This is a genomic window from Marinobacter halophilus, from assembly GCF_003007685.1.
Classification (GTDB): Bacteria; Pseudomonadota; Gammaproteobacteria; order Pseudomonadales; family Oleiphilaceae; genus Marinobacter; species Marinobacter halophilus.
This window is the reverse complement of sequence record NZ_PXNN01000004.1, coordinates 13,254-38,545: the sequence shown is the minus strand read 5'-3', so window position 1 is coordinate 38,545 and position 25,292 is coordinate 13,254. Positions and strand designations below refer to the sequence as shown.

The 25,292-nt window shown below is 57.7% G+C and carries 21 protein-coding genes and 2 tRNA genes; 16 read left to right on the top strand and 7 right to left on the bottom strand.

Annotated elements, in window-relative coordinates; genetic code table 11:
* Window positions 1-142: 142 nt before the first annotated feature.
* From C7H08_RS02940 to C7H08_RS02920, 5 genes are read left to right on the top strand one after another with little or no spacing between them, the layout of a single operon-like run.
* The gene (locus tag C7H08_RS02940; RefSeq protein ID WP_227663379.1) at window positions 143-1,408 is read left to right on the top strand and encodes a DUF2066 domain-containing protein; all 1,266 of its coding nucleotides are present in this window, start codon (window positions 143-145) and stop codon (window positions 1,406-1,408) included.
* A 20-nt stretch (window positions 1,409-1,428) separates the two neighbouring features.
* Window positions 1,429-1,989: a CDP-alcohol phosphatidyltransferase family protein gene (locus C7H08_RS02935; RefSeq protein ID WP_188445288.1), complete on the top strand. Its 561-nt coding sequence runs from the start codon at window positions 1,429-1,431 to the stop codon at window positions 1,987-1,989.
* Complete coding sequence (gene hda / locus C7H08_RS02930) at window positions 1,986-2,684, top strand: DnaA regulatory inactivator Hda (RefSeq protein WP_106670290.1); 699 nt, start codon at window positions 1,986-1,988, stop codon at window positions 2,682-2,684. Before C7H08_RS02935 ends, hda begins: the two co-directional genes overlap by 4 nt.
* Window positions 2,685-2,723: 39 nt before the next feature.
* The gene (locus tag C7H08_RS02925) at window positions 2,724-3,521 is read left to right on the top strand and encodes a ParA family protein (RefSeq protein ID WP_106670289.1); all 798 of its coding nucleotides are present in this window, start codon (window positions 2,724-2,726) and stop codon (window positions 3,519-3,521) included.
* Between the two features lie 10 nt (window positions 3,522-3,531).
* On the top strand, window positions 3,532-3,867 hold the full coding sequence (locus tag C7H08_RS02920) for a YqcC family protein (protein ID WP_106670288.1): 336 nt from the start codon (window positions 3,532-3,534) through the stop codon (window positions 3,865-3,867).
* Between the two features lie 27 nt (window positions 3,868-3,894).
* On the opposite strand, the gene nadC is transcribed toward C7H08_RS02920, so the two are convergent.
* Window positions 3,895-4,734: a carboxylating nicotinate-nucleotide diphosphorylase gene (gene nadC / locus C7H08_RS02915; RefSeq protein ID WP_106670287.1), complete on the bottom strand. Its 840-nt coding sequence runs from the start codon at window positions 4,732-4,734 to the stop codon at window positions 3,895-3,897.
* 223 nt (window positions 4,735-4,957) lie between these two features.
* On the opposite strand from nadC, the gene C7H08_RS02910 reads away from it, so the two are divergent.
* The 4 genes from C7H08_RS02910 to C7H08_RS02895 all read left to right on the top strand — a co-directional run bounded on the left by C7H08_RS02910 (window position 4,958) and on the right by C7H08_RS02895 (window position 11,032).
* Complete coding sequence (locus tag C7H08_RS02910; protein ID WP_106670286.1) at window positions 4,958-7,273, top strand: DUF1631 domain-containing protein; 2,316 nt, start codon at window positions 4,958-4,960, stop codon at window positions 7,271-7,273.
* Window positions 7,274-7,424: 151 nt separating this feature from the next.
* Window positions 7,425-7,997: a 1,6-anhydro-N-acetylmuramyl-L-alanine amidase AmpD gene (gene ampD / locus C7H08_RS02905; RefSeq protein WP_106670285.1), complete on the top strand. Its 573-nt coding sequence runs from the start codon at window positions 7,425-7,427 to the stop codon at window positions 7,995-7,997.
* Window positions 7,998-8,885: a regulatory signaling modulator protein AmpE gene (gene ampE, locus C7H08_RS02900; protein ID WP_106670284.1), complete on the top strand. Its 888-nt coding sequence runs from the start codon at window positions 7,998-8,000 to the stop codon at window positions 8,883-8,885. It abuts the gene before it with no gap.
* Window positions 8,886-9,001: 116 nt separating this feature from the next.
* Window positions 9,002-11,032 (top strand): methyl-accepting chemotaxis protein, encoded by a 2,031-nt coding sequence (locus tag C7H08_RS02895; RefSeq protein WP_106670283.1) that lies wholly within the window; start codon window positions 9,002-9,004, stop codon window positions 11,030-11,032.
* Window positions 11,033-11,062: 30 nt separating this feature from the next.
* Here the strand turns inward: C7H08_RS02895 and C7H08_RS02890 are convergent, their stop codons facing one another.
* The 5 genes from C7H08_RS02890 to C7H08_RS02870 all read right to left on the bottom strand — a co-directional run bounded on the left by C7H08_RS02890 (window position 11,063) and on the right by C7H08_RS02870 (window position 17,482).
* Complete coding sequence (locus C7H08_RS02890; protein ID WP_106670282.1) at window positions 11,063-11,620, bottom strand: cob(I)yrinic acid a,c-diamide adenosyltransferase; 558 nt, start codon at window positions 11,618-11,620, stop codon at window positions 11,063-11,065.
* A gap of 25 nt (window positions 11,621-11,645) precedes the next feature.
* Window positions 11,646-12,530 carry a ketopantoate reductase family protein gene (locus C7H08_RS02885; protein WP_106670281.1) on the bottom strand — a complete coding sequence of 295 codons (885 nt, stop codon included), beginning with the start codon at window positions 12,528-12,530 and terminating at the stop codon, window positions 11,646-11,648.
* Between the two features lie 4 nt (window positions 12,531-12,534).
* Window positions 12,535-15,387 carry a valine--tRNA ligase gene (locus C7H08_RS02880; protein WP_106670280.1) on the bottom strand — a complete coding sequence of 951 codons (2,853 nt, stop codon included), beginning with the start codon at window positions 15,385-15,387 and terminating at the stop codon, window positions 12,535-12,537.
* A 102-nt stretch (window positions 15,388-15,489) separates the two neighbouring features.
* The gene (locus C7H08_RS02875; RefSeq protein ID WP_106670279.1) at window positions 15,490-16,002 is read right to left on the bottom strand and encodes a DNA polymerase III subunit chi; all 513 of its coding nucleotides are present in this window, start codon (window positions 16,000-16,002) and stop codon (window positions 15,490-15,492) included.
* Complete coding sequence (locus tag C7H08_RS02870; RefSeq protein WP_106670278.1) at window positions 15,989-17,482, bottom strand: leucyl aminopeptidase; 1,494 nt, start codon at window positions 17,480-17,482, stop codon at window positions 15,989-15,991. The genes C7H08_RS02875 and C7H08_RS02870 overlap by 14 nt, the downstream gene beginning before the upstream one ends.
* A gap of 228 nt (window positions 17,483-17,710) precedes the next feature.
* Here C7H08_RS02870 and lptF point away from each other — a divergent pair, with 228 nt between their 5' ends.
* Together lptF and lptG are read left to right on the top strand one after the other, a co-directional pair.
* On the top strand, window positions 17,711-18,814 hold the full coding sequence (lptF, locus tag C7H08_RS02865; protein ID WP_106670277.1) for an LPS export ABC transporter permease LptF: 1,104 nt from the start codon (window positions 17,711-17,713) through the stop codon (window positions 18,812-18,814).
* Window positions 18,807-19,868, top strand: a complete 1,062-nt coding sequence (gene lptG / locus C7H08_RS02860; RefSeq protein ID WP_106670276.1) for an LPS export ABC transporter permease LptG — start codon at window positions 18,807-18,809, stop codon at window positions 19,866-19,868. The genes lptF and lptG overlap by 8 nt, the downstream gene beginning before the upstream one ends.
* 17 nt (window positions 19,869-19,885) lie before the next feature.
* On the opposite strand, the gene C7H08_RS02855 is transcribed toward lptG, so the two are convergent.
* Entirely contained in the window at window positions 19,886-20,440 is a 555-nt protein-coding gene (locus C7H08_RS02855) for an RDD family protein (RefSeq protein ID WP_106670275.1), read from the bottom strand.
* A 142-nt stretch (window positions 20,441-20,582) separates the two neighbouring features.
* On the opposite strand from C7H08_RS02855, the gene alaS reads away from it, so the two are divergent.
* From alaS to C7H08_RS02830, 5 genes are all read left to right on the top strand, one after another.
* Entirely contained in the window at window positions 20,583-23,213 is a 2,631-nt protein-coding gene (gene alaS, locus C7H08_RS02850) for an alanine--tRNA ligase (RefSeq protein ID WP_106670274.1), read from the top strand.
* Window positions 23,214-23,318: 105 nt separating this feature from the next.
* Window positions 23,319-24,557 (top strand): aspartate kinase, encoded by a 1,239-nt coding sequence (locus C7H08_RS02845; RefSeq protein ID WP_106670273.1) that lies wholly within the window; start codon window positions 23,319-23,321, stop codon window positions 24,555-24,557.
* A 171-nt stretch (window positions 24,558-24,728) separates the two neighbouring features.
* Complete coding sequence (gene csrA / locus C7H08_RS02840; protein ID WP_106670272.1) at window positions 24,729-24,926, top strand: carbon storage regulator CsrA; 198 nt, start codon at window positions 24,729-24,731, stop codon at window positions 24,924-24,926.
* 126 nt (window positions 24,927-25,052) lie between these two features.
* Window positions 25,053-25,142: transfer RNA gene (locus C7H08_RS02835), tRNA-Ser, on the top strand.
* Between the two features lie 61 nt (window positions 25,143-25,203).
* Window positions 25,204-25,280: transfer RNA gene (locus tag C7H08_RS02830), tRNA-Arg, on the top strand.
* Window positions 25,281-25,292: the final 12 nt, after the last annotated feature.

Below are 25,292 nucleotides of genomic sequence, written 5' to 3'. Positions count from 1 at the left end.
CATTGCCAAGCTGCAACAGGCGCTTGCTACTCTCGTCTGAACGGTTGGTGTATCCTGTCCGGCAATCATGGGAACGGCAGGGTGTTACATGACTGAATCGGGGAGAATTCACATCAGAATATTCAGGTATGCAGCCTTTTTAATGGCAGCCGCGGTCGGTTTGCTGTGGGCGCTGGCCGGGCCGGCCTCTGCAGTCACGGTCTCCGGGTTGTATAACGTTGACGTTGCCGTTGATGGCTCCGGGTCTGATGATCTGCAGGCCGGATATGCCGAAGGGCTCCGCCGGGTCATGGTCCGGGTGTCCGGAAGCCGGGATGTGTTGGCGCTGGACGGTGTTGATGAAGTGCTCAGCAATGCGGAGTCGCTGCTGTTGGCCTACCAGGTTCGTCGCAACGACGGCGAGTCCAGAATGCAAATGAGTTTTGGTGCCGTGGGCGTCAACCGGGCGCTTGCCTCTATTAGCGCGCCGGTGTGGGGTGCCAACCGCCCATTGAGCCTGGCCTGGGTGGCGGTTGAAGACCGTGGTGATCGCAAATTAATCACGGCGGCCACTGAAAGCGCTGACCGTATAGATGATGACGCCGCAAGTTGGCGTCAGCATTTTCTTGCGGCTGCGGAAGAGCGTGGGTTGCCCGTGGTATTTCCGCCGCATAGCGTTCAGGGTGACCGCGCCTTGTTGTCCGATTTGTGGGGACAGTTTACCGGGCGTATTCGGGAAGCGTCGTCTGATATGCCCCATGATGCGCTGGCGCTTGTGCGCGTCAGCCGATCCGGTGGCCAGTGGCGTGCAGGCTGGGTGTTTGATGGTATAAGCATGGGCAGCGCCGAGCAATCCGTTACCGCAGCAAGTCCTGCAGAGCTCGCGCAGGCCGTCGTCGGGCGCTGGTCAGATGCATTTGCGAGCCGTTACGCAGTCGCGGCGGGCGAAGTAGGTGATTCTCCGCAAGTCGACATCGTGCTGGAGGGCATAACGTCGCTGGCCGATTACGGTAACGTTGGCAAAGCGCTGAACAGTTTTACGCCGGTGGTCTCGGTGGGTGCCTCACGAGTGCGGAATGAGCGGCTGACAGTACAGGTTACGTTTACTGGCGAGCTGGATCAGCTTCGGCAATACATTGCCCTGGACCCGCGCTTCGTGGTGATCGAAGGCCAGCCGGAAGAGGCCTTGCCATCGACAGCCACGCCCGTGAGCGAGCCCGCGGCTGAGCCTCAGCAGGCTGAGGTCGGGGCTGAGGTCGGGGCTGAGTCTGGCGAAGCTGGTGAGCAGAATCCGGACACTGCTTTGTTCGTCTATCAACCGCTTCAGGACAGTGACGAACAGGATGCTGAGCAAGCGTTTGAATCACTGTATCAAGTGCTTTACTACCGCTGGCAGCCGGCTTCGGTTGTTCGCGGTGGTGGCGAGTAAAGGGCAGCGGAGGCCTGTTCGTGATATTGCACCGGTGGCGATGGATTCCCAACGCTCTGACATTTTTGCGGATATTGCTCATTATTCCGTTTGCGGGCGCGTTGTTGGAAGGCAACTATCGGCTATCGCTGTTTATTTTTGCGGTTGCGGCGGTCACCGATGCCCTCGATGGATTTCTGGCTCGGTACTTTCATTGGCGCTCCCGCCTTGGGGCCGTTGCGGACCCCCTGGCCGATAAGGCGCTGCTGATCTCGGCTTATCTGATGCTGACCTATACCGGTATTTTGCCCGTCTGGCTTTTTGCCCTGGTGCTTGGTCGTGATCTGGTAATTGTTGCCGGAGGGCTCATGTATCACTACGGGGTAGGGCGATTTGAGATGGAGCCGAGCATTCCCGGCAAAATCAACACCTTTATCCAGGTTCTGATGGCTCTGGCGGTCATTATTCTGATGGCTGGCTTGCCTATGCAGCTTTGGGTGATGGAGATCGGTATTCTGCTGGTGGCTGTGTCTGCGATATTCAGTGGCTTTCACTACATCCTGGTGTGGGGTATGCGAGCCTGGAGAGCCAAACGCTCATGACACCTTCGCAGATGGTGCTCGGGGTCAGACTCCGCGACGATGCCCGGTTCGACAACTTTCATGGCGACCGTAATCATGATGCCGCTCGTCGGCTGAAAGTGGTATGCCAGCAGTCCGCCGGCGCTCCGGTGGTGGTGATCTGTGGCGATTCAGACACCGGCAAAAGTCATTTGCTTCAGGCTGCCTGCCATTTCGCCGAGCGGCGCGACCAGAGCGCCGTCTGCATCAGTATTCAGGAGTTACAACCGTTCGGGCCGGATGCCCTGGCAGGACTGGAGTCCCATGACCTTGTTTGTCTGGACGATCTGGATCTGGTGGCGGGCAATGATGACTGGGAAGAGGCTGTTTTCCATCTGTACAACCGGGTTCTTGACCGCGGCGGCCTGTTATTGATCACACTGTCAGAAGTGCCCGCCGTGCTACCGTTCGGCCTGGCGGATCTCGGTTCCCGGCTGGCCCACGGGCTGTTGATTCAGTTGGGGGTGTATCGGGATGAAGACAGGCTCCGGATTCTGATGGCAAGGGCCGAGCAGCGTGGAATGGTGCTGAGTGAGGATGTGGCCGGTTTCATCATGCGCAGAGCGCCTCGCCGGCTGGGTGACCTGTTGGGCCTGCTGGACATCCTGGATGAAAATTCCCTGCAGGCACAAAGGAGATTGACCATCCCTTTCGTAAAAACCGTCATGGGATGGTAGTAACGGATTAATAACGATAATGTCCATTGGAGAGACGACATGAGACGGGTGGTTTTTAACCAGAAAGGCGGTGTAGGCAAGTCGAGTATCACCTGTAATCTGGCGGCGATCAGTGCTGCCCGGGGCAGGCGTACCCTGGTGGTGGATCTCGACCCGCAGGGCAACTCAACGCACTACCTGCTGGGAAAACCAGCGACCGAACTGAAGGATACCGCCGCCGATTTGCTGGAGCAGACCGTTGCTTTCAGCGTGTTCAACCGTCGCCCGGATGAATTCGTGCATGCCTCGCCGTTTGATAACCTGTTTGTTTTGCCCTCCAGTCCTGAGCTGGACTTTCTGGAGCGTAAGCTGGAAGCCAAGCATAAGATCTACAAGCTTCGTGAATTTCTTAAGAAGCTTGGTGACTCGTTTGATGAGATCTACATTGATACTGCCCCGGCGCTTAATTTTTACACCCGCTCCGCGCTGATTGCCGCTCAGCGCTGTCTGATCCCTTTCGATTGCGATGATTTCTCTCGCCAGGCGTTGTACAGCATCCTTCATGAAATTCGCGAGTTGCAGGAAGATCACAACCCGGAGTTGGTGGTTGAAGGCATTATTGCCAACCAGTTCCAGCCCAGAGCCAGCTTGCCCAAGCAACTGGTGAAAGAGTTGATTGCTGAGGGCTTGCCGGTTCTGCCGGTGCGGTTATCCAGTTCGGTAAAGATGAAAGAGTCTCATCAGAGCCGGCAGCCTTTGATTCACATGGCACCGAAACACCCGCTGACCCGTCAGTATGAGGACCTGTACCGTGTGCTCCACGGCGAGTCGGTTGAACTTGAACCCTTGGCTGACTGATTGAATGAGTATGAGCACCAATAAACACCATTTTGACCAGATAACCGACAGCCTGCTGCAGATCGAGATAGAGCTTCGGCAGCTCGAGGTTTGGGAAGTTATTCCGCCGGCGGAAGAGGCGTTTCAAAGCACTGAACCCTTCTGTCTCGACACCATGGAGTTTACACAGTGGCTCCAATTTGTGTTTCTGGAAAAAATGAAGGGGCTGGTTGAAAGCGGGCATCCACTGCCCTTGGTTTCCGGTATTGCGCCGATGGCCGAAGAGTATTTCCGTGGCCGGCCGCAGTCCGGTCAGCGCCTGATCAGGGCGCTTGAGGAAATGGACCGGCTGCTGTCCGGCTCCTGAGTGGCGGCGGGTGCTGTGTCCCCGGCTTCAGTCCAGGCGCATGGACAGGTCGATCGCCCGAAGGTCTTTGGTCAGTGCGCCGATAGATATGTAATCCACCCCGGTTTCCGCCACCGGGATCAACGTGTGCTCGTTGATTCCGCCTGAGGCTTCGAGCCTGGCCCGGCCTGCGGTAACGCGGACGGCTTCTGCCATATCCTCCAGCGAAAACTCGTCCAGCATGATGATGTCGGCGCCCGCGTCCAGGGCCTGGTTAAGCTCGTCCATAGACTCGGTTTCGACCTCCACCGGGCGGGCGGGAGCGATCCGGCGGGCTTCGTTGATGGCCCCGGCAATCGAGCCGCAGGCCGCAATGTGGTTTTCCTTGATCAGAAAAGCGTCCCATAGGCCCAGGCGGTGATTGTCACAGCCGCCGCAGGTGACCGCGTATTTCTGGGCCAGGCGCAGGCCGGGGATGGTTTTGCGGGTGTCCAGCAGTCGCACCTTGGTGTGCGCCACTCTGGCCGCGAACCCAGCGCAGGTTGTGGCTACGCCCGACAGGGTCTGTAGCCAGTTCAGAGCGGCCCGCTCTGCGATGAGCAGTGACCGTGCCGGGCCGGTCATGGTGAAAATGATCTCGTCAGCTGCAACGTCGTCACCGTCCTGGTACCGCCAGGCGAGTTCAACCGATGGATCCACCTGCCGAAACACTTCATCAACCCAGTCTTTGCCGGAAAGGCGGGCGGGCTCGCGGGTGATCACTCGCCCTGTCGCTGATTTACCGGCCGGAATCAGCATGGCGGTAATGTCGCCGTCGCCAATGTCTTCGCGGAGGCTGTGAGCAACCGATTCAATACGGGCCTGGCGGAGTAATTCAGGGGCGATCATGGCGTTTTTCCGACGGTCAGATTTGGTGGATTTGCGTAAGGACCGCAATTCTACTGCCAGCCTGCCGTTACGTAAAATGACCACGGTGATTGCTGTTAAAATGTGACGTAGGTCGTTGTTACACAAAAGGTGACAAATTCTGACACAAGGTGACGAGCACCGGCCGTATGATGTAAGCATTAGACATTTTGAGCTTCATCGCTGAACAAACCGGAGCATCCCCATGGCGCACGATAACAAGGTTGTCCGTATAACCGGCCAGAAACCGGTTGGCCGGTTCTCGCAGCCGCCAGCGCTGATCAGATTGCGTGACGCATCGGGGCAGTCTCTCAAAGCGGTCTTGTCCTCATTTTTTGAGCAGGCGGATGACAGTCTGTTCGCGTTGGCAGATCGCGCCGGGTCCAATCAGGATCAGACTGCCTACTTCGATGCCATGCGTGAGCTGCGGCTTCGTCGCAAGTCGATGACGGTGTCGATGCTCCAGTACGTCAGCCAGGCCTTTAATGACATCGGGCGTTTCAAACCACTCCGTTCAGCCTCGTCGCTTGAAGAGGTTGATCAGGATTCCCTGAGCCTGCTTGACCACTCGGAACTGGAACAACAAGTCGCTATCGAAAACCTCGTCACCAAATTGCGCAACCAGTATCAGGAACCGGTGCGCATGCTGGCGACCCGAGTTCGACACCTCATGCCGGGCATTGAACTGTCCGATGATCAGATGCCGCTCAGCCCCGAAGTCATTTGTGGCGGCGTTTCAGAAGCCTGTGCGGATCTGGATATTGATATTCGGGCCAAACTGGTTGTGTTGAAGCTGTTCGAACGCCTATTGGTGAATAAACTGGCGGGTTTCTATGAGCAAGCCAACAAAACGCTGATTGCCGAAGGTGTGCTGCCGGATATGAAGCGGCCGCCGACGGGCAAGGGGCCGGTTACCGGCCACCGGGCCCCGCAAGGGCAGGGCCCGGTGCCACCGGCATCGGCCGGTTCAGCGGGAGCATCCGCCAGCTATGGAGAGCAGGCTGGCGCATCTCAGTCGCCAACGTTTTCGGAATTGAGTGCTCTGTTGCATCAGGGTGACGCCGCTGTATCGGGTGGTGGTGTACCGTTGGGTGCTGTCACCCTGGATACCGGCAACCTTATGGTTCGCCTGAATGAGTTGCAGAGCAGTTTTCAGGGGCACGACGGGGATCAGGTGATTCCGCTCAGGCAACAGATTGTCTCGGTCTTGCAGGAGCCTGGCGGTAAATCGGTGTCGTTTGGTCAGGTGGATGGCGACGTCATTAACCTGGTGTCGATGCTGTTTGATTTCATCTTGGAAGATCGGCAGCTGCACTCGGTGATGAAGTCGTTGATCGGCAGATTGCAGATACCGGTGCTGAAGGTTGCTCTGAGTGACCGGAACTTTTTTAACCGGGGCGGTCATCCGGTTCGCAAACTTCTTAATGAACTGGCGCTGTCTGCCATTGGCTGGACTGAGAAGCGCGCGGGCATGCGCGATCCGCTGCGAGAAAAAATTGAAGAGGTGGTTGACCGTATCCTGAATGAATTTACCGACAACGTCGGATTGTTCGAGGCGTTGCTCAAAGACTTCGGTCACTTTATGGACCTTGACCGGCGTCGGCGGGAACTGGTCGAGCAGCGACTCAGAGATGCGGAAGAGGGCAGAGCTCGGCAGGAGCGTGCAATTCAGGCGGCGACCAGCCTGATCAACGACGAGTCGGCGGGTCGGGATATCCCGGCCCCGGTTATGCAAATTCTTAGCGAGCCCTGGACCCGGTACTTGCAGTGGGTTGTGCTGCGCCAGGGTGAAGACAGCGAGCAATGGCAGTCCGCCTCTGTTGTTACCCAGCGGCTGATCTGGAGTGTTGACCCGGCACCGGTATCTGATGCAACCCGCTCAGAGCTGCTCAGAGCGATTCCGGGCGTGGTTGAGGAGTTGCGGCGCGCGCTGCATGAGATCTCCTGGGATCCATTCTCGACCGATGCTGTCATTCGGGATCTTGAGCTTGCTCATGTCGACGTCTTCCAGAAGCTGGTTACGGCGCCGGTTGCTGAGGCTGAAGAGGTGCGAGCAGAGCCGGCGCCAGTCATTGAGGGCCATGCTGAAGCGGTGTCCGGCACTCTATCTGTTGAGACTGTGCGTCCGATCAGTGAGCCTGTGCCGATAATCGATGAGGCCGGGGTCCCTGCTGCCGCCCGGAAACCTGAGCAAGAGGTTGTGCCGGCCGCTCAGAATGTGTCTCCAGCCCCCGTGGCGTCTGCTGAATGGCTTGATCGCGCTGATCATCTGCGGGTTGGCTCCTGGGTTGAGCTGGTTCGTGACGGCGTCAAAGTGCGCTGCAAACTGGCGGCGTTTATCAAAGCCACGGGGAAATACATTTTCGTCAATCGCAGTGGCGCCAAAGTGGCGGAATATCACCGGAACGATCTGGCCACTGCACTTCAGGGCGGCTTCATGACGCTACTGGATGACGGTCTGATTTTTGACCGGGCCCTGGAATCCATTATTGATAATCTGAGGCATAACCGGAAAGACTGATTTTCCGGGGTCGGGGGTGCGCTGCAGGCCACGTAGCATATACGGTCGCTTTGTGATTCAATCCGTAAGATAATTATCCAGTGACTGTGGACGAGCTTTGCCAAACTCTGATTCTGTAAACCCACACGATGTATCCGCCCCGCGGGTCACAGTGGCTCATGCCGAACAATTGAAGCAAACCGGTCGCTATCCTGGCTGCCGGTGGTCACCCTCTCCGAACTTTGGCTCCCGGCCGCAAAACTCAAAAATTTCCCTGTTGGTGGTCCATAACATCAGCTTGCCTCCAGGCCAGTTTGGTGGTCCTGAAATCGAGCAATTCTTCTGCAACCAGCTGGACCCGGCGGGCCACCCCTACTTCGAAACCATTGCGTCAGTGCAAGTCTCGGCTCACGCGCTGGTGCGCAGGGATGGCTCTGTCATTCAATTTGTCAGTTGTCTGGAGCGGGCCTGGCATGCCGGCCGTTCCTGCTTCGGAGCTGAGGAGGAGTGCAATGATTTCTCCATTGGTATCGAGCTTGAAGGCACGGACGACATTCCCTACACGCCTGAGCAGTATCAGACATTGGCATCGATGGTCCGGTTGACGATGATGGCCTGGCCGGACGTGACCCCAGATCGGGTTGCCGGGCATTGCGATATTGCACCCGGGCGCAAAACCGATCCAGGTCCCGCTTTCGATTGGCCGTATTTTTCCGCATTGCTGGCAGATCAGGAGATCGCTTGAATGGTATTTGTTGTTTTTCTTCTGGCTTACCTGATAAGGCGCCGGTTGGACCGTCTCAATCGGCTTGATGGTGATGCGCTCTGGCGCAACTGGTTTCGCCGGGGTGCGAAGATTCAGGCCGGTAATGAGAGTTCCATTCGAACGGGTGTCGCCCTGGTTGTGGTGCCCGGCCTGGTGCTGGTAGGGCTTGTCTGGGCCTTGGGGTGGTTCGGCTTCCGGTTCGCCGCTTACCCCCTGGAGCTGATCCTGCTGGTGCTGTTGATGGGCACGCCTGGCTGGCGGCAACTGCTGCGCGATTATACTGATGCCTGGAGCCGAGGTGATATGCAGGGGGCCTGGCGTCAGGTTCAGAATCGCCTGCCTGCGGAGGAGCGTGGGGCGGCGCTATCACCGGAAGCCATGCATCTGTCCTTATCCAAAGCACTGGTGATTGCCGTTTTCGAACGTTTTTTCCTGATCGCGTTCTGGTATGTGGTTGGCGGTGTCGGTGCCGCCCTGGTGGCGCGGGGTTTGGTGGCGCTGGCTGAGCAATGGCCGCAACATGCGGCGCGCCCACGCTTCCAGAAACTGGCGGACCTGGTCAGTTGGATTCCCGCTCGTTTGTTGTCCTGCACCCTTGGCGTAGCGGGTGACCTGGCCGGCTGGTTGCGTGAAGCCAAAAACGTGCTGCCCGGTTACGGAAGAAATACCTCGGAAGTTCTCATGATTTCCGCTAATGGGTCGTTAACCGGTTATGCGCTTGATCCGGAACAGTTTGCACGCTTGCATCCGGATGAGTGGGCCAGCTTTGGCGGTCGAAGCCTGACTGCCATCCGTGATCTGCTGAGCCGAAGTATGTTGGTGTGGATTTGCGGCGTGGCACTGTTGGTGATTGCAGGTGTTGTTTAAGGAACTGTCAAAAAACATTACAGAATAACACTTAATGGTGATTCAGTTTTTGCGACCTTAGGCCATAATCAAAGAAAGAATAAAGATTCAGTTATTAGAATCAGCGAGAGGGCACCGTGAACTATTTGATCAATCCAGCGATTACCCTGATGAACCGGCTGCCCATGGTCTACAAGTTCAGCCTCATCAGCATTCTGTTCCTCGGACCGATCATCGTCCTTTCCTGGCTTGTTATTTCCGGCCTGAATCAATCTGTGCAATCCATGACTCGAGGTATTGAGGGCCTGGCTGAGTTACGCAAAGTCGATCAGTTGGTGGCCGCGTCGATGGACTACCGGGACTATCAGGCCCCGGGCATACTCAAGGATGAACCGGCACTGTTGGCAAAGGCACAGGGAGCTGCCGAACGGATCGACGTCCTGATGGCTGATCTTGCCGGGCAGGATCGCTCGTTTGATGCTACTGGTTCCTGGAATGATCAGGTACTGGCGCTGCAAGCAGAGTGGGCGTCACTGAAAGAAAATGACAACTATCAGGGCAACATGGATCCCCAGTTCAAACTCTACCAGGAGTTTGTTCAGAAGGTGCTGGCATTGCTGCCTGCCACTATTGAGATTTCAGGGCTGGGGCAGGACGTTTCGCGGGAGAATCTCCTGTTGCTGGGGCTGGTGCGTAACGCGTTGCCTGAAGCCAGAACGGCGGTGGGACGGACTCGTTCTTACGGGGTCTTTGCCCTCGTCGAAGGGCAGGTAGGTTATAACCTGAGTGAGATTCTTAACGAAATATACGACCAGCTGACCAATCGAAGCTCGCTGCTGGCGCCTGCGCTCTCGGTCGCTTCAGAAACGTCACCACAGCTGGCCAGCCAGACGGGCGAAGCCTTGGCGAGAGTTGATGAAAGCCTGCTCGTGGTTCGCGAGCAGCTCGATACCAATGTTATTACACCGATGCGCCTGGAGCAGCCCTGGCAGGACTTTGACTCTGTGGTGACGGGTCAGCTCGGTTATTATGATGTCTTGACCGCAGGTATTTTTGATGTGGTGGCGGCGAACCTGGATCGAAGGTTAAGCAGCGAGATTGGCCAGCGCCGTCTTATCATTGGTGCCTTGCTGGTCGTAATGGTTTTGGTGGTGTATCTCTACGTCGGCTTTTTTATGTCGGTGAGAACTGCCATCAACCGGTTCAGTGCGGCTGCCCGTAATGTGGCAGCGGGTGATATGACCACTCACATCCAGTTGAACAACCGGGATGAATTGGGCGAACTGACCGCCGAATTCAACAACATGACGGACCGGATTGCCGAACTTATCCGCTCGGTCAGTGCCACTACCGCGGACGTTGGTAGCCAGGCTGTGAAGGTTACCGATACGGCTTCAGCAAACAGCGAAGCGGTTGCCCGTCAGATGGATGAGACCGGTCAGATCAACGAGGCCATGGGCCAGATGGTCGGAGCGGTCACTGAGGTGACGGAGAGCGCGCATCGGGTTGCCGACAGTGCCGGTAACGCTGAGCGGAACACCGAAACCGGCCGGCAGGTGGTAGCCGACACTGTTCAAACCATCAACCGCTTGTCGTCTGAAATTGCCGGTGCGGTAGAAGTTATTAATCGGGTTAGCGCGGACAGCACCAACATCAGCCAGGTATTGGTCGAAATCAAGGCCATTGCCGAGCAGACCAATCTGCTGGCATTGAACGCGGCCATCGAAGCCGCCAGAGCTGGAGAACAGGGGCGCGGCTTTGCCGTGGTAGCAGATGAGGTGCGATCGTTATCACAGCGCACCCACAAGTCCACCGAAGAAATTGAAGGCATGATTTCCCGCTTGCAGGGTGGCGTTAAAGAGGCGGTGTCAGCGATGACCAGCAGCCACGATGCAACGGAGCAGACGGTGCAGAAGTCTGGCGAGGTGACCGAGGCTCTGGACCGGATCGCGGCCGGCATTTCGGAGATCGTCGACATGAGCCATCAGATTGCGCAGGCAGCGGAAGAGCAGTCGGCGGTGGCCAAGAACGTCAACGCCAACGTCGAACGGATCGGTGAGTTAGGGCAGAGTACGGCGACTAATGCCGAAGAGACGCTGGTATCGTCACGTCAGATGTCGGAACTCACCGCCTCGTTGCAGCGTCTTGTGACGGCGTTTAAAGTCTGACGTTTCGGGCATTGCATAAAAATCCGGCCCTCAGAGGCCGGATTTTTTTTGCTCCCAGAGGATTTCCTGACTGCCATCCCGGCGGGCAAGAACCCGAGCGATGACGAATAGAAGATCCGACAGCCGATTCAGATAGTGTCGGGAAGCGGTGTTAATGGAATCTTCATGGCCCAGGGCGACCACTACCCGCTCTGTGCGCCGACAGACTGCACGGGCCATGTGGCACTGTGCCGCAGCAAGACAACCACCGGGAAGAATGAAGTTCTTCAGCGCTGGAAGACCTTCGTTATGCTCATCCAGAGTCTGTTCCAGCCAGTTGATGTGATCGTCGCCGATGACTTTGCTGCCGGGAATGGCAAATTCACCACCCAGATCAAACAGGTGATGCTGAATCCGGCGCAGCGTTTCAATCAGAGCGTCATCGGCGGGGAGGGTTTCGACCAGCACGCCGATGTGGCAATTGAGCTCGTCGGCAGAGCCCATGGCTTCCACCCGTTGCGCGTTCTTGGCAATGCGATTACCGTCGGCCAGGCCGGTGGAGCCGTCGTCGCCTGTTCGGGTGTAGATCTTGGATAGGCGATTGCCCATGACTTGCACTCCCATTGATAAATGATCAGTTCAGTTGTTTTACCCGTTCGGTGAGCATTTGGTTCACCGGGGTCTCGATTCCGAGCTGCCGGCCAAGGCCGACCAGGTAGCCGTTGATAAAGTCAATTTCGGTGCTTCGCCCGGCCAATACATCTGCTCGCATGGAAGAGGTGTTGGTGGCGGTTTTTCGGGCGATGGCTTCAATTTGTCCTCGCAGCGCTTCGGGGGTCTGTTCCGGCTGGTCGGCAGCTAAAAGCAGGCTACTGATTTCTCGGCACAGCGGATCAATCCACTGCTGATAAAAGGCCTGGTCGAGAATCTGACCATTCAGGCAATTCAAAATGGCAGTAAAAGCGTTGATGCCGGCGTTGATCACCAGTTTCTGCCACAGCGGGCCCAGAATATCGGGCTCGGCGTGAACGGTCAGGCCACTTTCGGCGAGTGCGTGCACTACTTCGTTCAGGTGGGCTTTGGCCGCAGCATTGAGTGCGCCAACCCGGGTGTCACCCTGACCGGCATGGACGGTGAGATCGGCCTCCGGGCGATTGGCACCCTCTGTTGTGGTCGCGGCCAGAACCGGACGGTCTGGCCATCGTTCAGCGACTTGCTGCTGGCTGCCGAGTCCGTTCTGGAGCAGCACAATCGGGGTGTCGGTGGGCAACACCGGTAGCGTACTCGCCAGCGCCGGTAAGCTATCACCGGCTTTGGTGGTGAGCAGCAGCAGGCTGGGGCGGTGGGAGGGCATGATCCAGGGAATGCGGACCTGATATTCCGGCCCATCAAAGGGCCGGAACCGGTAGCTCAGTTGGCCAGCGGGTTGCTCCGGGCGGGGCACAAATGCCACCTGCCCGGCGGGCAGGGTGGCTGCCCAGAGCCGGCCGAGAGAGCCGGCACCCAGGATGGCAATCATCGCTTTACATGGCCTCGATGTCAGCCCGCTGTGCGCTCAGGCGCTGGGCACTGTTTTGCGCGTCCTGCAGTTTCTCTTTCTCTTTTTCAACCACGTCCGCCGGTGCTTTGGCGGTGAACTTTTCGTTGTTCAGCTTGCCTTCAACCCGGGCGATTTCCTTCTGCAAACGATCCAGCTCTTTGTCCAGCCGCTTAAGCTCTGCGTCTTTGTCGATCAGGCCGGCCATGGGCACCAGTACTTCCATGTCACCCACCAATTGGGTGGCCGACATGGGCGCCTTGTCGCCGACGAACCAGTCCAGGCTTTCGAGCTTGGCCAGGGAAATCAGGAACTGGCGGTTGTCGTCCATCCGGCGTTGGTCATCAGCGCTGCAGCCCTTGAGCAGGACCGGAATCTGCCTGGCCGGGGAGATGTTCATCTCGCCGCGGATGTTACGCACGGCGACGATAACACCTTTCAGCCATTCGATGTCGGCGGTGATGGCAGCATCCTGCTTGCTCTCGTCTGGCTGCGGGAATGGCTGGAGCATGATGCTGTCGCCACTCTTACCGGCCAGTGGCGCAATACGCTGCCAGATTTCTTCGGTAATGAACGGCATCATCGGGTGCGCCAGCCGCAACACCGCTTCCAATACCCGCACCAGGGTGCGGCGCGTGCCGCGTTTGGCGTCAGCACTGGCGTTGTCATCGCTCAGAGCCGGCTTGGACAGCTCAAGGTACCAGTCGCAGTATTCGTTCCAGATGAACTCGTACAAAGCGTAGGCCGCCAGGTCGAAGCGGTACTGCTCCAGGTGACGAATCACTTCCTGTTCGCAGTGCTGCAGCTCGCTGATTATCCAGCGGTCGGCCAGCGACAAGGTGACCGGCTCGTCGTTGATGCCGCAGTCTTCGCCTTCGGTGTTCATCAGCACGTAACGGGCGGCGTTCCACAGTTTGTTGCAGAAGTTGCGGTAGCCTTCCAGGCGCTTCATGTCCCAGTTGATGTCACGGCCGGTGGTGGCCATGGCCGCCAGAGTAAAGCGCAGGGCGTCGGTGCCGTGGGCGGCGATGCCCTCGGGGAATTCTTTTTGGGTGCGCTTGCCGATTTTCTCGGCCAGTTTCGGTTGCATCAGGTTGCCGGTGCGCTTCTCCAGCAGATCGTCCAGGCCGATGCCGTCGATCATGTCGAGCGGGTCGATCACGTTGCCCTTGGATTTGGACATCTTGTCGCCGTGCTCGTCGCGGATCAGGCCGGTGACGTAGACGGTGTGGAAGGGCACTTGCGGCGTGCCGTCTGCGTTTTTCATGAAGTGCATGGTCATCATGATCATCCGGGCAACCCAGAAGAAGATGATGTCGAAACCGGTGACCAGCACGTCGGTGGGGTGGAAGGTTTTCAGGCGCTCGGTGATTTCCGGCCAGCCCAGGGTGCCGAAGGTCCACAGGGCAGAGCTGAACCAGGTGTCCAGCACGTCGTCGTCCTGCTTGAGCTCCAGACCAGCGGGCAGGCTGTGTTTCTGGCGCACTTCGTCCTCGTTGCGGCCGACATAAATGTTGCCCTCAGCGTCGTACCAGGCCGGAATCCGGTGGCCCCACCACAGCTGGCGGGAGATGCACCAGTCCTGGATGTCGCGCATCCAGGAGAAGTACATGTTCTCGTATTGCTTGGGCACAAACTGGATGCGGCCATCTTCAACCGCTTCGATGGCGGGCTTGGCCAGGGTCTTGGCGTCGGCGAACCATTGGTCGGTGAGCATGGGCTCGATGATCAGGCCGGAGCGGTCGCCCCGGGGCACGCTCAGCACGTGATCTTCGATCTGTTGCACCAGGCCGGCGGCGTCCATATCGACGACGATCTGTTTGCGCGCGGCTTCGCGGGTCAGGCCAGCATAGGCGGCGGGCAGGGTGCCGTCGATGTCGGTGTTTTCGGTGCCGTCGGCGTTGAAGACTTCGGCCACGCTGCGGATATTGGCGTCCTGGGTCAGCACGTTGATCATGGTCAGGTTGTTGCGTTTGCCCACCGCGTAGTCGTTAAAATCGTGGGCCGGGGTGATTTTCACGCAGCCGGAGCCTTTTTCCGGGTCAGCGTGGTGGTCGGCGACGATGGCGATCCTGCGGTTTACCAGCGGCAGCAGTACGTGCTGGCCAATCAGGTGCTGGTAACGTTCGTCGTCCGGGTGTACGGCAACGGCGGTGTCACCGAGCATGGTTTCCGGACGGGTGGTGGCCACTACAACGTAGTCTTTGCCGTCTTTGGTTTGTGCGCCGTCCGCCAGAGGGTAGCGCAGGTGCCAGAAGTAGCCCTTCTCTTCCTTGTTTTCCACTTCCAGATCGGAAATGGCAGTGTGCAGTTTCGGGTCCCAGTTCACCAGCCGTTTGCCGCGGTAGACCAGGCCTTCGTCGTACAGGCGGATGAATACTTCCTGCACGGCTTTGTAGAAGCCGTCGTCCATGGTGAAGCGTTCGTTGTCCCAGTCCACGGAGTTGCCGAGGCGGCGAATCTGGCGGGTGATGGTGCCGCCGGAGTGGTCTTTCCAGTCCCAGATGCGCTTAATGAATTCTTCCCGGCCCAGGTCGTGGCGGGTTTTGTCTTCTTCGGCGGCGAGTTTGCGTTCGACCACCATCTGGGTGGCGATGCCGGCGTGGTCGGTGCCGACGGTCCACAGTGCGTTACGGCCCTGCATGCGTTTGTAGCGGGTGAGGGTGTCCATGATGGTGTGCTGGAACGCATGGCCCATGTGCAGGCTGCCGGTGACGTTGGGCGGCGGGATGGCGATGCTGTAGGACTCACCCTCTCCGCTGGGGCGGAAGTAGCCTTTGGCTTCCCAGTTTTCGTACCACTGGCGCTCGATGTTTTCTGGCTGGTAGGTTTTTTCCATGGGATTTTGCAGTGACCGTTTTGGTTGATTCACAAAGGGATTTTCTGGATGCGCCGATTATACATGGTCGCTTTGATTGCGGCGAACCCTGGCGCCAGGTTCCTACCGCTGGCGCATGTCATGCACTCGAGCTTCTATTCCCAGCTTCCGTAATTGCTTGAAGTGCTCTCGCGCTTGATTCAGCACGGCCGGGTCGTTGTGGGCGACCAGGGCCAGTCGGCTATATTGACTGGCGTCGTCGGGGAGGGTGGCGGACAAGATGATGACGGTGTCCCAGTCGGTGGCCGCTGGCGGATAGAGCAGGAGGCCGACGGGGTCGTCACAGGGGGTGGCTGGGTCGGTCGCGATGCTGTGGGGGATGAACGCGTCGGGGGTGAAGTTCCACAGCAATTCGTCCAGTTCTTCGGCCTGCTGCTGGTTGTCACACAGCACGCACACGCGGTCGCCCTGATGCCAGGCTTTGTCCACGAGTTTGATGGCGTGGAGGTTGCGGGCGCTGGGGGTGTCCTGGGCGAGGATGTGAAACCAGTAGCGCTGGTTTTTGTCGTCCTGGCCGGAGGGGCCGGCAGCGGGGCTGCCGGTCTCCGGGGGATGGGTCGGGTTACTTTCCGGCATGGGACATCAGGTAGTCGACCAGCAGGGGCACGGGGCGACCGGTGGAGCCTTTGGCTTTGCCGGAATTCCAGGCGGTGCCGGCGATGTCCAGGTGGGCCCAGCGGTAGTCTTTGGCGAAGCGCGACAGGAAGCAGGCGGCGGTGATGGAGCCGGCCGGGCGGCCGCCGATGTTGGCGATGTCCGCGAAGTTGCTGTCGAGCTGGCTCTGGTAATCATCCCACAGGGGCAGGCGCCAGGCTCGATCGCCGGCGCGTTCACCGGCGGCCAGGACTTCATTGGCGAGGTCGTCGTTGTTGCTGAACACGGCGCTGGCGTGGTGGCCGAGTGCAATGATGCAGGCGCCAGTCAGGGTAGCCATGTCAAGCACGGAGGCCGGGTTGTAGCGTTTGACGTAGGTCAGTGCATCGCACAGCACCAGACGGCCTTCGGCGTCGGTGTTGAGGATTTCGACGGTCTGGCCTGACATGGTGGTGACGATGTCGCCCGGGCGGGTGGCGCCGCCGTCCGGCATGTTTTCAGCGGCGGCGATGACCGCCACGATGTTGATCTTCGGCCGGGTTTCGGCGATCACTTGCATGGTGCCGAGCACGCTGGCGGAGCCGCCCATGTCGTATTTCATTTCATCCATGCCTTCGCCGGGCTTCAGGCTGATGCCGCCGGTGTCAAAGGTGATGCCTTTACCTACCAGTACGTGGGGCTGGTCTTTGGCCTTACCACCCTTGTATTCCATGATGATGAAGCGTGGCGGCTGGGTGCTGCCTTTGCCGACGGCCAGGATGGTGTTCATGCCCAGCTTTTCCATCTGCTTTTCATCGAGCACTTCGGTCTTGATGCAGTCGTGTTCTTTGGCCAGCTTTTTGGCTTGCTCGGCCAGCCAGACCGGATGGCAGATGTTGGGCGGTGTGTTGCCCAGGTCGCGGGTGAAGTTCATGCCGCGGCCGGTGGCGAGGCCCAGGTTGAAGGCGTCTTTCAGGGTTTTACCGGCGCCGGAGGCTTGCACTACCACTTTTTTCAGTTTACGGGCCGGGGGCTTCTCGCTCTTGAAGTCGTTGAAGGTGTAGAGCTGATCTTCCAGGGTGCGGCCGATCAGGCTCAGGCGGGCCTCTTCGGAGCTGACGGCGTCTTCGCCTGCAACTAAGGTATCGGCCAGGGCGATCAGTACATTCTTGGATGGGCCGTCTTTCACTGCGCCCATCATGGCGATCAGAGCCTTGCGGTAATTGGCTGGCGTGCGGTCACTGTCTTTGCCGGTACCAATAACCAGCAGGCGCTGCCAGGGCTGGTCGACCAGGGGCACGCTATTCACTGTTGCGTTCTTGCCGGTCACGTCGCCCGCTTTCTCCAGCTGCTTGATCAGCCCTCCCAGCGCTTCGTCGATTGCTTTGGTGGATTCCGGCCACTCGCCCTTTTCGGGCAGGCCGATAACCAGGCAATCGGTCTTGGTGGTGGTGATGGCTTTGCTGCTGAGGCTGAAATTCATGGCAACTCCCGTTGTATTGTTAGGCTCTGATGATGATTAAAAGGCGACGTCTGGCCGATGTCTTCTAGGATTGGGGCAAAGCGTCGATTAATCAAGCGATAAGCCTATATCGTTACGATGGTTTTATCGTATGAGCCTTGCACTGTCATTCGACGTCAAGGTTACATAGAATACGCGCAATCGTTTTTATTCACTATTTCCTGCTACGGCGCCGCCTGAGAGACCGATTTGAGCATTGTCTTCCGTTACCTCATTCGCCAAATCATGGTCAGCATGCTTGCCGTTTCCGGCATTTTGCTGCTGGTGTTTATGAGCGGGCGCTTTATCAAGTACCTGGCCAGTGCGGCTGAGGGCGAGATTGCCGCAGGTGTGTTGTTTTCCATTATGGCTTACCGGTTTCCGGGTTTTCTGGAACTGATTCTGCCGCTCGGCCTGTTCATCGGCATTCTTTTGGCCTACGGCCGCATGTATCTTGAAAGCGAGATGACGGTGCTGTTCGCCTGCGGCCTGAGCGACAAGCAGCTGCTGGCAAAAACCCTGATTGGTTCTTTGCCGGTGATGTTGGTGGTTGGCAGCATGAGCCTGTTTGTCTCGCCCTGGGGCATGAAACAGGTCGAGGGCATTTTCAACGAAGCGCGTAAGGCCACCGAGTTCGAGATGCTGGCCCCGGGCCGTTTTCAGGATTTCACCTCGGGCAGTCGGGTCACTTACACCGAGGCGCTGAGTGAAGACAAACGGCAATTGCAGGGTGTTTTTATCGCCGAATATGACCGCAATGGCCAGGGCGTTACCCTGATTACCGCGGAATCCGGCTCTCAACTGATCGATCAAGACACCGGTAGCCGTTTCCTGATACTGGAACAAGGGGGTCGTTATCAGGGGTTGCCTGGCAACCTCGATTACAACGTGACCCGGTTTGAGGCCTATGGTCTGAAAATTCAGAGCGGTGAGGCCGGCAGCCGGGAGCTGGACGAAGGTGTCAGCACGATGTCGCTCTGGAACTCGACCGATCCGGACGACCGCGCGTTGCTGCACTGGCGTATTTCACTGCCGTTGATTGTGCCCATCGTGACTCTGCTGGCGGTTCGCCTGAGCCGGGTGAATCCGCGACAAGGGCGGTTTTTCCATCTTCTGCCCGCCATGTTGGTCTACATCACCTACCTTGGACTGCTGATTGTGGCGCGCGATGCGCTCGCCGACGGCAAGGTCCCGGAATGGTTGGGCATGCTCTGGGTGCACGCCATTTTCCTGGCTCTCGGGCTCTGGCTGCAATTCGGCTCCGCCTGGTTAAACCGGCGTCGTCTTGAGAAGGAGGCCCAGGCCCATGCGTAAGATTGACGGCTACGTGATGCGCACAGTGGGCGGCGCCATGTTCCTGGTGATGGTGGTGGTGCTGTCGCTGGACCTGATTTTTGCCTTCATTGCCGAGCTGGATGACACCCGCAATGATTACCAGACGCTGCAGGCGCTGTGGTATGTGTTTCTGACGCTGCCCAGGCGTATCTATGATTACCTGCCGCTGGGCGCCTTCATGGGATGTCTGGTGGGGCTGGGTGCCTTGGCAAGCTCCTCCGAGCTGACGGTTATCCGGGCAGCAGGGGTTTCGATCAAGCGGATTGTCTGGTCGGCCATGAAGCCTGCCCTGGTGGTGGTTCTGCTTGGTGTGGTGATTGGTGAGTACATTGCCCCCACCACCGAACGAATCGCTCAGAGTGAAAAGGCGGTAGCTCTGGGTGCCAGCCAGAATGTGGCGTCAGCTCATGGTGTCTGGCACCGGGAAGGCAACACTTTCATGCATCTGAACGCGGTGCAGCCCAACGGTGTGTTGCATGGGGTGTCGTTGTTTCGCTTCGGCGACGACCGGGTACTGGAAGTGTCCAGTTTTGCCGAGCGTGCGATCTTCCAGGGCGATCACTGGCTGCTGGAAAACGTAGTGTCGACCCGTATCGAGGAGGAACGCACTCTGCGGAATCAGCACGCGACGCTGCGTTGGGAAACCGGCTTGTCTCCAGGCGTGCTTAGCGTGCTGATCGTCAAGCCCGAGAATCTCTCTATGACCGGTTTGTACACCTACGCCATCTATCTGGGCGAGCAGGGGCTGACCGCGGGTCAGTATTGGCTGGCGTTCTGGAAAAAAGCACTGATGCCACTGGGTACCGCCGTAATGGTGCTGGTGGCAATCTCGTTTATCTTCGGTCCGCTGCGGTCGGTGACCATGGGGTTCCGGGTGTTCACCGGTTTGCTGGTGGGGCTGCTGTTCAAGTATATGCAGGATTTGCTGGGGCCGATGAGTATGGTGTACGGCTTTAACCCGCTGATTGCAGTGCTCGCTCCGATCGTAGTAAATGCTGTGGTCGGTGCTGTGCTTATGCGCAAGGCCGGCTGAGCCGCCGGCCCGCGGCCTCATGCCTTGCTGGCTGGCCTGGTTTTGTCGGGTGCCGGGACGGCCACGACCACGCTGTTAGACAGGCGGTCAGTCAATGACAGGCCGTTAAGCGGATAGAACAACGCGACGATCGCAGGCACGGTCAGTAAAAGGGTGAGTGAGCCAAGAGCGTAGCCCGCCAGAATAGTCAAGAAGACCACCACGGCAGCGGTGCCGTACCGGAACAGGGCCTGGGTCCAGCTGACCGATGTGCCATCCAGATTCTCGATGCGTATTCGCCACACCTGCATGCCAAGGGTCTGGCCGATGCGTGTCCAGAAATAGGCAAAGAACAGGTATAGCACCAGGAAGAGGGTGAAGGTGAGCCCTGGGTCGCCAGAAAGCTCGCCCGCTTCGGCCATCTGTTCGTACTGGTCCCAGCCGGTGGCATATCCTGCAACCACAGTGTAAGCCCAAGTGACTACCAGCAGCACGGCAATGCTGATCAAGCCGTCGTAAATAATGGCAAGTGCGCGTTTAAGCGCGGTGGCCGGAGGTAGTAGTTCCTCGGCGGTATGAAAGCGTCGGGGCATGGAATCTCCTGTGAGGTTTCACGTTTTTCCTGTTCTCAGCGTGTGCTAGAGTAGCGGATTTGCACCCGCATGTAAGTATTCGTATTTCAATCGCGGACCCGACGGCCACTCCGGCGGGTTTCTGGAAAGGTATCAAAGGGCTATGAAAACCGCAGAGTTGCGACAGGCGTTTCTTGAGTATTTCAAACAGCAGGGCCACACCATTGTTCCGAGCAGTTCACTGGTACCGGCGGACGATCCCACCTTGCTGTTCACCAACGCTGGCATGAACCAGTTCAAGGACCTGTTCCTTGGCAGGGAAGAACGCGACTACACCCGGGCGACGTCAACCCAGAAGTGTGTCCGGGCGGGCGGCAAGCACAACGACCTGGAAAACGTCGGCTACACCGCTCGTCACCACACCTTTTTCGAGATGCTGGGTAACTTCAGTTTCGGTGATTACTTCAAGCGTGAGGCCATCAACTTTGCCTGGACCTTCCTGACCGGCGACCAATGGTTGAAGCTTCCCACCGACAAGTTGTGGATCACCATCTACGCCGAAGACGACGAAGCATTCGATATCTGGAACAAGGAAATCGGCGTTCCCGCAGAGCGCATTATCCGTATCGGCGACAACAAAGGTGGCCGATACGCCTCTGATAACTTCTGGCAAATGGGTGACACCGGTCCTTGCGGTCCCTGTACGGAAATCTTCTTCGATCACGGTCCGGACGTGGCGGGTGGCCCTCCCGGCAGCCCGGAAGAAGACGGCGATCGCTATATCGAAATCTGGAACGTGGTGTTCATGCAGTACAACCGTACTGCCGATGGTGAAATGTTGAACCTGCCCAAGCCGTCTGTGGATACCGGCATGGGCCTGGAGCGCATTGCCGCGGTGCTGCAGGGCGTGCACAGCAACTACGAAATCGACCTGTTCCAGGATCTACTGAAAGCGGCGTCTGACATTCTGGGCGGTGCCGCGACCACCGAAGCCTCGCTTCGTGTGGTAGCTGACCATATCCGCTCCTGTGCTTTTCTGATCTCCGATGGCGTGATGCCCTCCAACGAAGGTCGTGGCTTTGTTTTACGCCGGATCATTCGCCGCGCTGCCCGCCATGGCAACAAGCTGGGCGCGAACGGGCCGTTCTTCCATAAGCTGACCGGTGCCCTGGTTGACCTGATGGGGGAGGCGTTCCCGCAGCTGGTCAGCAGCCGTAAGCAGATTGAAAAAGTGCTGTTGCAGGAAGAAGAACAGTTCGTCAAGACGCTCGACAAAGGTTTGCGCCTGCTGGAACAGGACATTGCCGAGCTGAAAGGCACGGAAATTCCGGGCGAAACCGTCTTCACGCTGTATGACACCTATGGCTTCCCGGTCGACCTGACAAACGACATCGCCCGCGAGCGTGGCCTGACCCTGGATTACCAGGGCTACGAAAAGGCCATGGAGAGTCAGCGTGAGCGGGCCCGTGCGGCCAGCAAGTTCGGCATCGATTACAATGCCGCCGGCATCACCATTGACGGCAAGACCGAATTCACCGGTTACGACTGCATCGATGGTCACGAGCGTATTCGCACCGTTCTGGTGAATGGGGAAGAGCGCAGTGCCGAGGCCGGTGATGAGTGCGTGGTGGTGCTTGAGCGCACGCCCTTCTACGCAGAATCCGGTGGTCAGGTCGGTGATACCGGCCTGCTGACCTGGAGCGGTGGTCGCTTCAAGGTTACGGATACCCGCAAGGAAGGCGATAACCACCTGCACGTGGGCACGCTGATTGAGGGCGAATTGTTCTCTGGTCTGGAAGTGGACGCTCGCATTGATCACGCTCGCCGTGAGCGCACCAAACGCAACCATTCCGCCACGCACCTTCTGCACGCCGCGCTGCGTAATGTTCTGGGTGAGCATGTCAGCCAGAAAGGCTCTTTGGTCGACCCGGACAAGCTGCGTTTCGATTTTTCTCACTTTGAGGCCGTCACGACGGAACAGCTTAAGGAAATCGAGCGTCAGGTAAATGATCAGGTTCTGCAAAATACGCCGGTTCAGATCGATGTCACCGATATGGACACCGCCAAAGAAAAAGGCGCCATGGCATTGTTTGGAGAAAAGTATGGTGAAGTGGTCCGGGTGCTGAGCATGGGCGCTGACCGCTACTCGGTGGAGTTGTGTGGTGGTACCCACGTCTCCCGTACCGGCGACATAGGCATGATGCGCATCACCTCCGAAAGTGGCATTTCTTCCGGTGTGCGTCGAATCGAGGCGGTCACCGGGTTCGGTGCACTTGAGTGGGTTGATGAAACCGAGCGCACCTTGCGGGACACCGCGAAACTGGTGCGAGCGACTCGTGAAACCGTGGTGGAAAAAGTACAGCAGGCACTGGACCGCAATCGTCAGCTGGAAAAAGAAATGGATGCCCTTAAGTCGAAGCTGGCCAGCTCGGCTGGCAGTGACCTTGCCGGTTCTGCGGTTGAGGTAGCTGGCCTGAAAGTGGTGGCGGCGAAGCTTGAAGGTGCTGATCGCAAAGCCCTGATGGAAACCGCCGATCAACTGAAGAACAAGTTGGGTGAAGGCGTGGTCGTATTGGCCACCGTTGAAGATGGCAAGGTAGCCCTGGTTGCCGGCGTTACCAAGTCAGCCACCGGCAAGCTGAAAGCCGGCGATCTGATGAAGCACCTGTGCGCTCTGGTTGACGGTAAAGGCGGCGGCCGCCCGGACATGGCCCAGGGGGGCGGCAACGACCCCTCCAAACTGGCGGACGCTTTGGCCGGTGTGCCGGCCTGGGTTGAGCAAAATATCAGTTAATCAACTGTTTTTGAGAGCGGGCAGGGGTTTATAATCCTGCCCGCTTATTTGATGGGCGAAGTCAGTTGGCTTCGCTTTAGTCCCCGGTTCGGAGTTTGGCAAAACATGGCTCTGTTGGTTCAGAAATTTGGTGGTACGTCCGTCGGTACAACCGAACGGATTGAAGCGGTGGCTGACAAGGTGTGTCAGTTCCGCAAGGGTGGGCACGATATTGTGGTGGTGGTGTCAGCCATGAGTGGCGAGACCAACCGACTGATTGGCCTGGCCAACGATATTATGGAAGAACCTACACCCAGGGAAATGGACGTGTTGGTGTCTACCGGCGAGCAGGTCACCATAGCCCTGTTATCCATGGCGTTACAGAAGCGCGGTTGTGATGCCCGCTCATACACCGGTGCTCAGGTACGTATCCTGACCGACAGCAGTCACACCAAAGCGCGCATCAAGCAGATCGACGAACAACGCATGCGCGCAGATCTTGATGCCGGTCGTGTGGTTGTGGTGGCTGGTTTTCAGGGCATTGATGAGTACGGCAACATCACCACACTGGGTCGTGGTGGTTCCGATACCACGGCTGTGGCATTGGCTGCCGCACTGAAGGCGGATGAGTGCCAAATTTATACAGACGTGGATGGTGTCTACACCACCGATCCTCGAGTGGTAGACAGCGCACGTCGGCTGGACCGCATTACCTTTGAAGAAATGCTTGAGATGGCGAGCCTGGGCTCGAAAGTGCTCCAGATCCGCGCCGTTGAGTTCGCAGGTAAATACAACGTTCCGTTAAGGGTGCTTTCCAGCTTTCAGGAAGGCGAAGGTACCCTGATCACTTTTGAGGATGAGACCGCCATGGAACAACCGGTTGTTTCCGGCATTGCGTTTAATCGTGATGAAGCCAAACTGACTATCTCCGGTGTGCCGGATACCCCAGGCAGCGCCCTGCGCATTCTGAAGCCGATCAGTGACGCCAACATCGAAGTGGATATGATTGTTCAGAACGTCGGTGTGGATAACAAAACAGCCTTTACCTTTACTGTGCATCGCAACGACTTCAAGCGTGCTCAGGATGTGTTGCGCGGCATTTCCAGTGAAATTGGTGCCGGTGAGGTAGGCGGAGACAGCAAGATTGCCAAAGTCAGCATTGTGGGTGTGGGCATGCGTTCACACGCCGGTGTTGCAACTAAAATGTTTGAAGCGCTGTCAAAAGAAGGTATTAATATTCAGATGATCTCCACCTCTGAAATCAAGATCTCGGTGGTGATCGATGAGAAGTATCTCGAGCTGGCCGTTCGTGCGCTGCATAGCGCGTTTGAACTGGACAAGCCTGGGGTGGACGAAGGCGCCTAAGAGCATGGAGCTCTGAAGCCTGCCTTCCAGGGGTCATTGGTTATAGCTATCACGGCGCGGTCAGGTATAAGTATTATTGCGTCTTCAGTGTGGGTAGTGATCCCTTTATAAAAGCAAGAAGTAAACACTACTGTTGTCGGAACAGGTAGCTCAGGAAAGGGAGTAAGGGATATGTTGATCTTGACTCGCCGTGTTGGCGAAACTCTGATGATCGGTGACGAAGTAACCGTCACCGTTCTGGGAGTTAAGGGGAACCAGGTTCGCATTGGTGTTAACGCACCGAAGGATGTAGCCGTTCACCGTGAAGAAATCTATCAGCGGATTCAGTCCGAGAAAGGCGTAGAAGAGCCGGAACCGGGCAATAGCTGATCAGTTGAAAAGCCGCTCAAGGGAAACCTGGGCGGCTTTTTTCGTTATAGGGTAAATCGATTAGAAAAAACTCGTGTCAACCCTATGAAAACAGAAAAATTATGGTAGTATACGCCCCGTTCTCAAGGAGAGGTGGGTGAGTGGCTGAAACCAGTTCCCTGCTAAGGAACCGTACGAGCAATCGTACCGAGGGTTCGAATCCCTCCCTCTCCGCCATTTTCTTTTTTGGAAAATAGAGAGCAGGTTGAAGTAGCATTCAACCATTGCGAACGAAAGTGCGGCTGTAGCTCAGCTGGATAGAGTACCTGGCTACGAACCAGGCGGTCGGAGGTTCGAATCCTCCCAGCCGCGCCATTTTCGCAATCC

Coding starts and splice junctions, on each gene's coding strand:
- C7H08_RS02940 (WP_227663379.1), top strand. CDS start 143: ATGGCAGCCGCGGTCGGTTTGCTGTGGGCGCTGGCCGGGCCGGCCTCT.
- hda (WP_106670290.1), top strand. CDS start 1,986: ATGACACCTTCGCAGATGGTGCTCGGGGTCAGACTCCGCGACGATGCC.
- C7H08_RS02925 (WP_106670289.1), top strand. CDS start 2,724: ATGAGACGGGTGGTTTTTAACCAGAAAGGCGGTGTAGGCAAGTCGAGT.
- C7H08_RS02920 (WP_106670288.1), top strand. CDS start 3,532: ATGAGCACCAATAAACACCATTTTGACCAGATAACCGACAGCCTGCTG.
- nadC (WP_106670287.1), bottom strand. CDS start 4,734: ATGATCGCCCCTGAATTACTCCGCCAGGCCCGTATTGAATCGGTTGCT.
- C7H08_RS02910 (WP_106670286.1), top strand. CDS start 4,958: ATGGCGCACGATAACAAGGTTGTCCGTATAACCGGCCAGAAACCGGTT.
- ampE (WP_106670284.1), top strand. CDS start 7,998: ATGGTATTTGTTGTTTTTCTTCTGGCTTACCTGATAAGGCGCCGGTTG.
- C7H08_RS02890 (WP_106670282.1), bottom strand. CDS start 11,620: ATGGGCAATCGCCTATCCAAGATCTACACCCGAACAGGCGACGACGGC.
- C7H08_RS02885 (WP_106670281.1), bottom strand. CDS start 12,530: ATGATTGCCATCCTGGGTGCCGGCTCTCTCGGCCGGCTCTGGGCAGCC.
- C7H08_RS02880 (WP_106670280.1), bottom strand. CDS start 15,387: ATGGAAAAAACCTACCAGCCAGAAAACATCGAGCGCCAGTGGTACGAA.
- C7H08_RS02875 (WP_106670279.1), bottom strand. CDS start 16,002: ATGCCGGAAAGTAACCCGACCCATCCCCCGGAGACCGGCAGCCCCGCT.
- C7H08_RS02870 (WP_106670278.1), bottom strand. CDS start 17,482: ATGAATTTCAGCCTCAGCAGCAAAGCCATCACCACCACCAAGACCGAT.
- lptG (WP_106670276.1), top strand. CDS start 18,807: ATGCGTAAGATTGACGGCTACGTGATGCGCACAGTGGGCGGCGCCATG.
- C7H08_RS02855 (WP_106670275.1), bottom strand. CDS start 20,440: ATGCCCCGACGCTTTCATACCGCCGAGGAACTACTACCTCCGGCCACC.
- alaS (WP_106670274.1), top strand. CDS start 20,583: ATGAAAACCGCAGAGTTGCGACAGGCGTTTCTTGAGTATTTCAAACAG.
- C7H08_RS02845 (WP_106670273.1), top strand. CDS start 23,319: ATGGCTCTGTTGGTTCAGAAATTTGGTGGTACGTCCGTCGGTACAACC.
- csrA (WP_106670272.1), top strand. CDS start 24,729: ATGTTGATCTTGACTCGCCGTGTTGGCGAAACTCTGATGATCGGTGAC.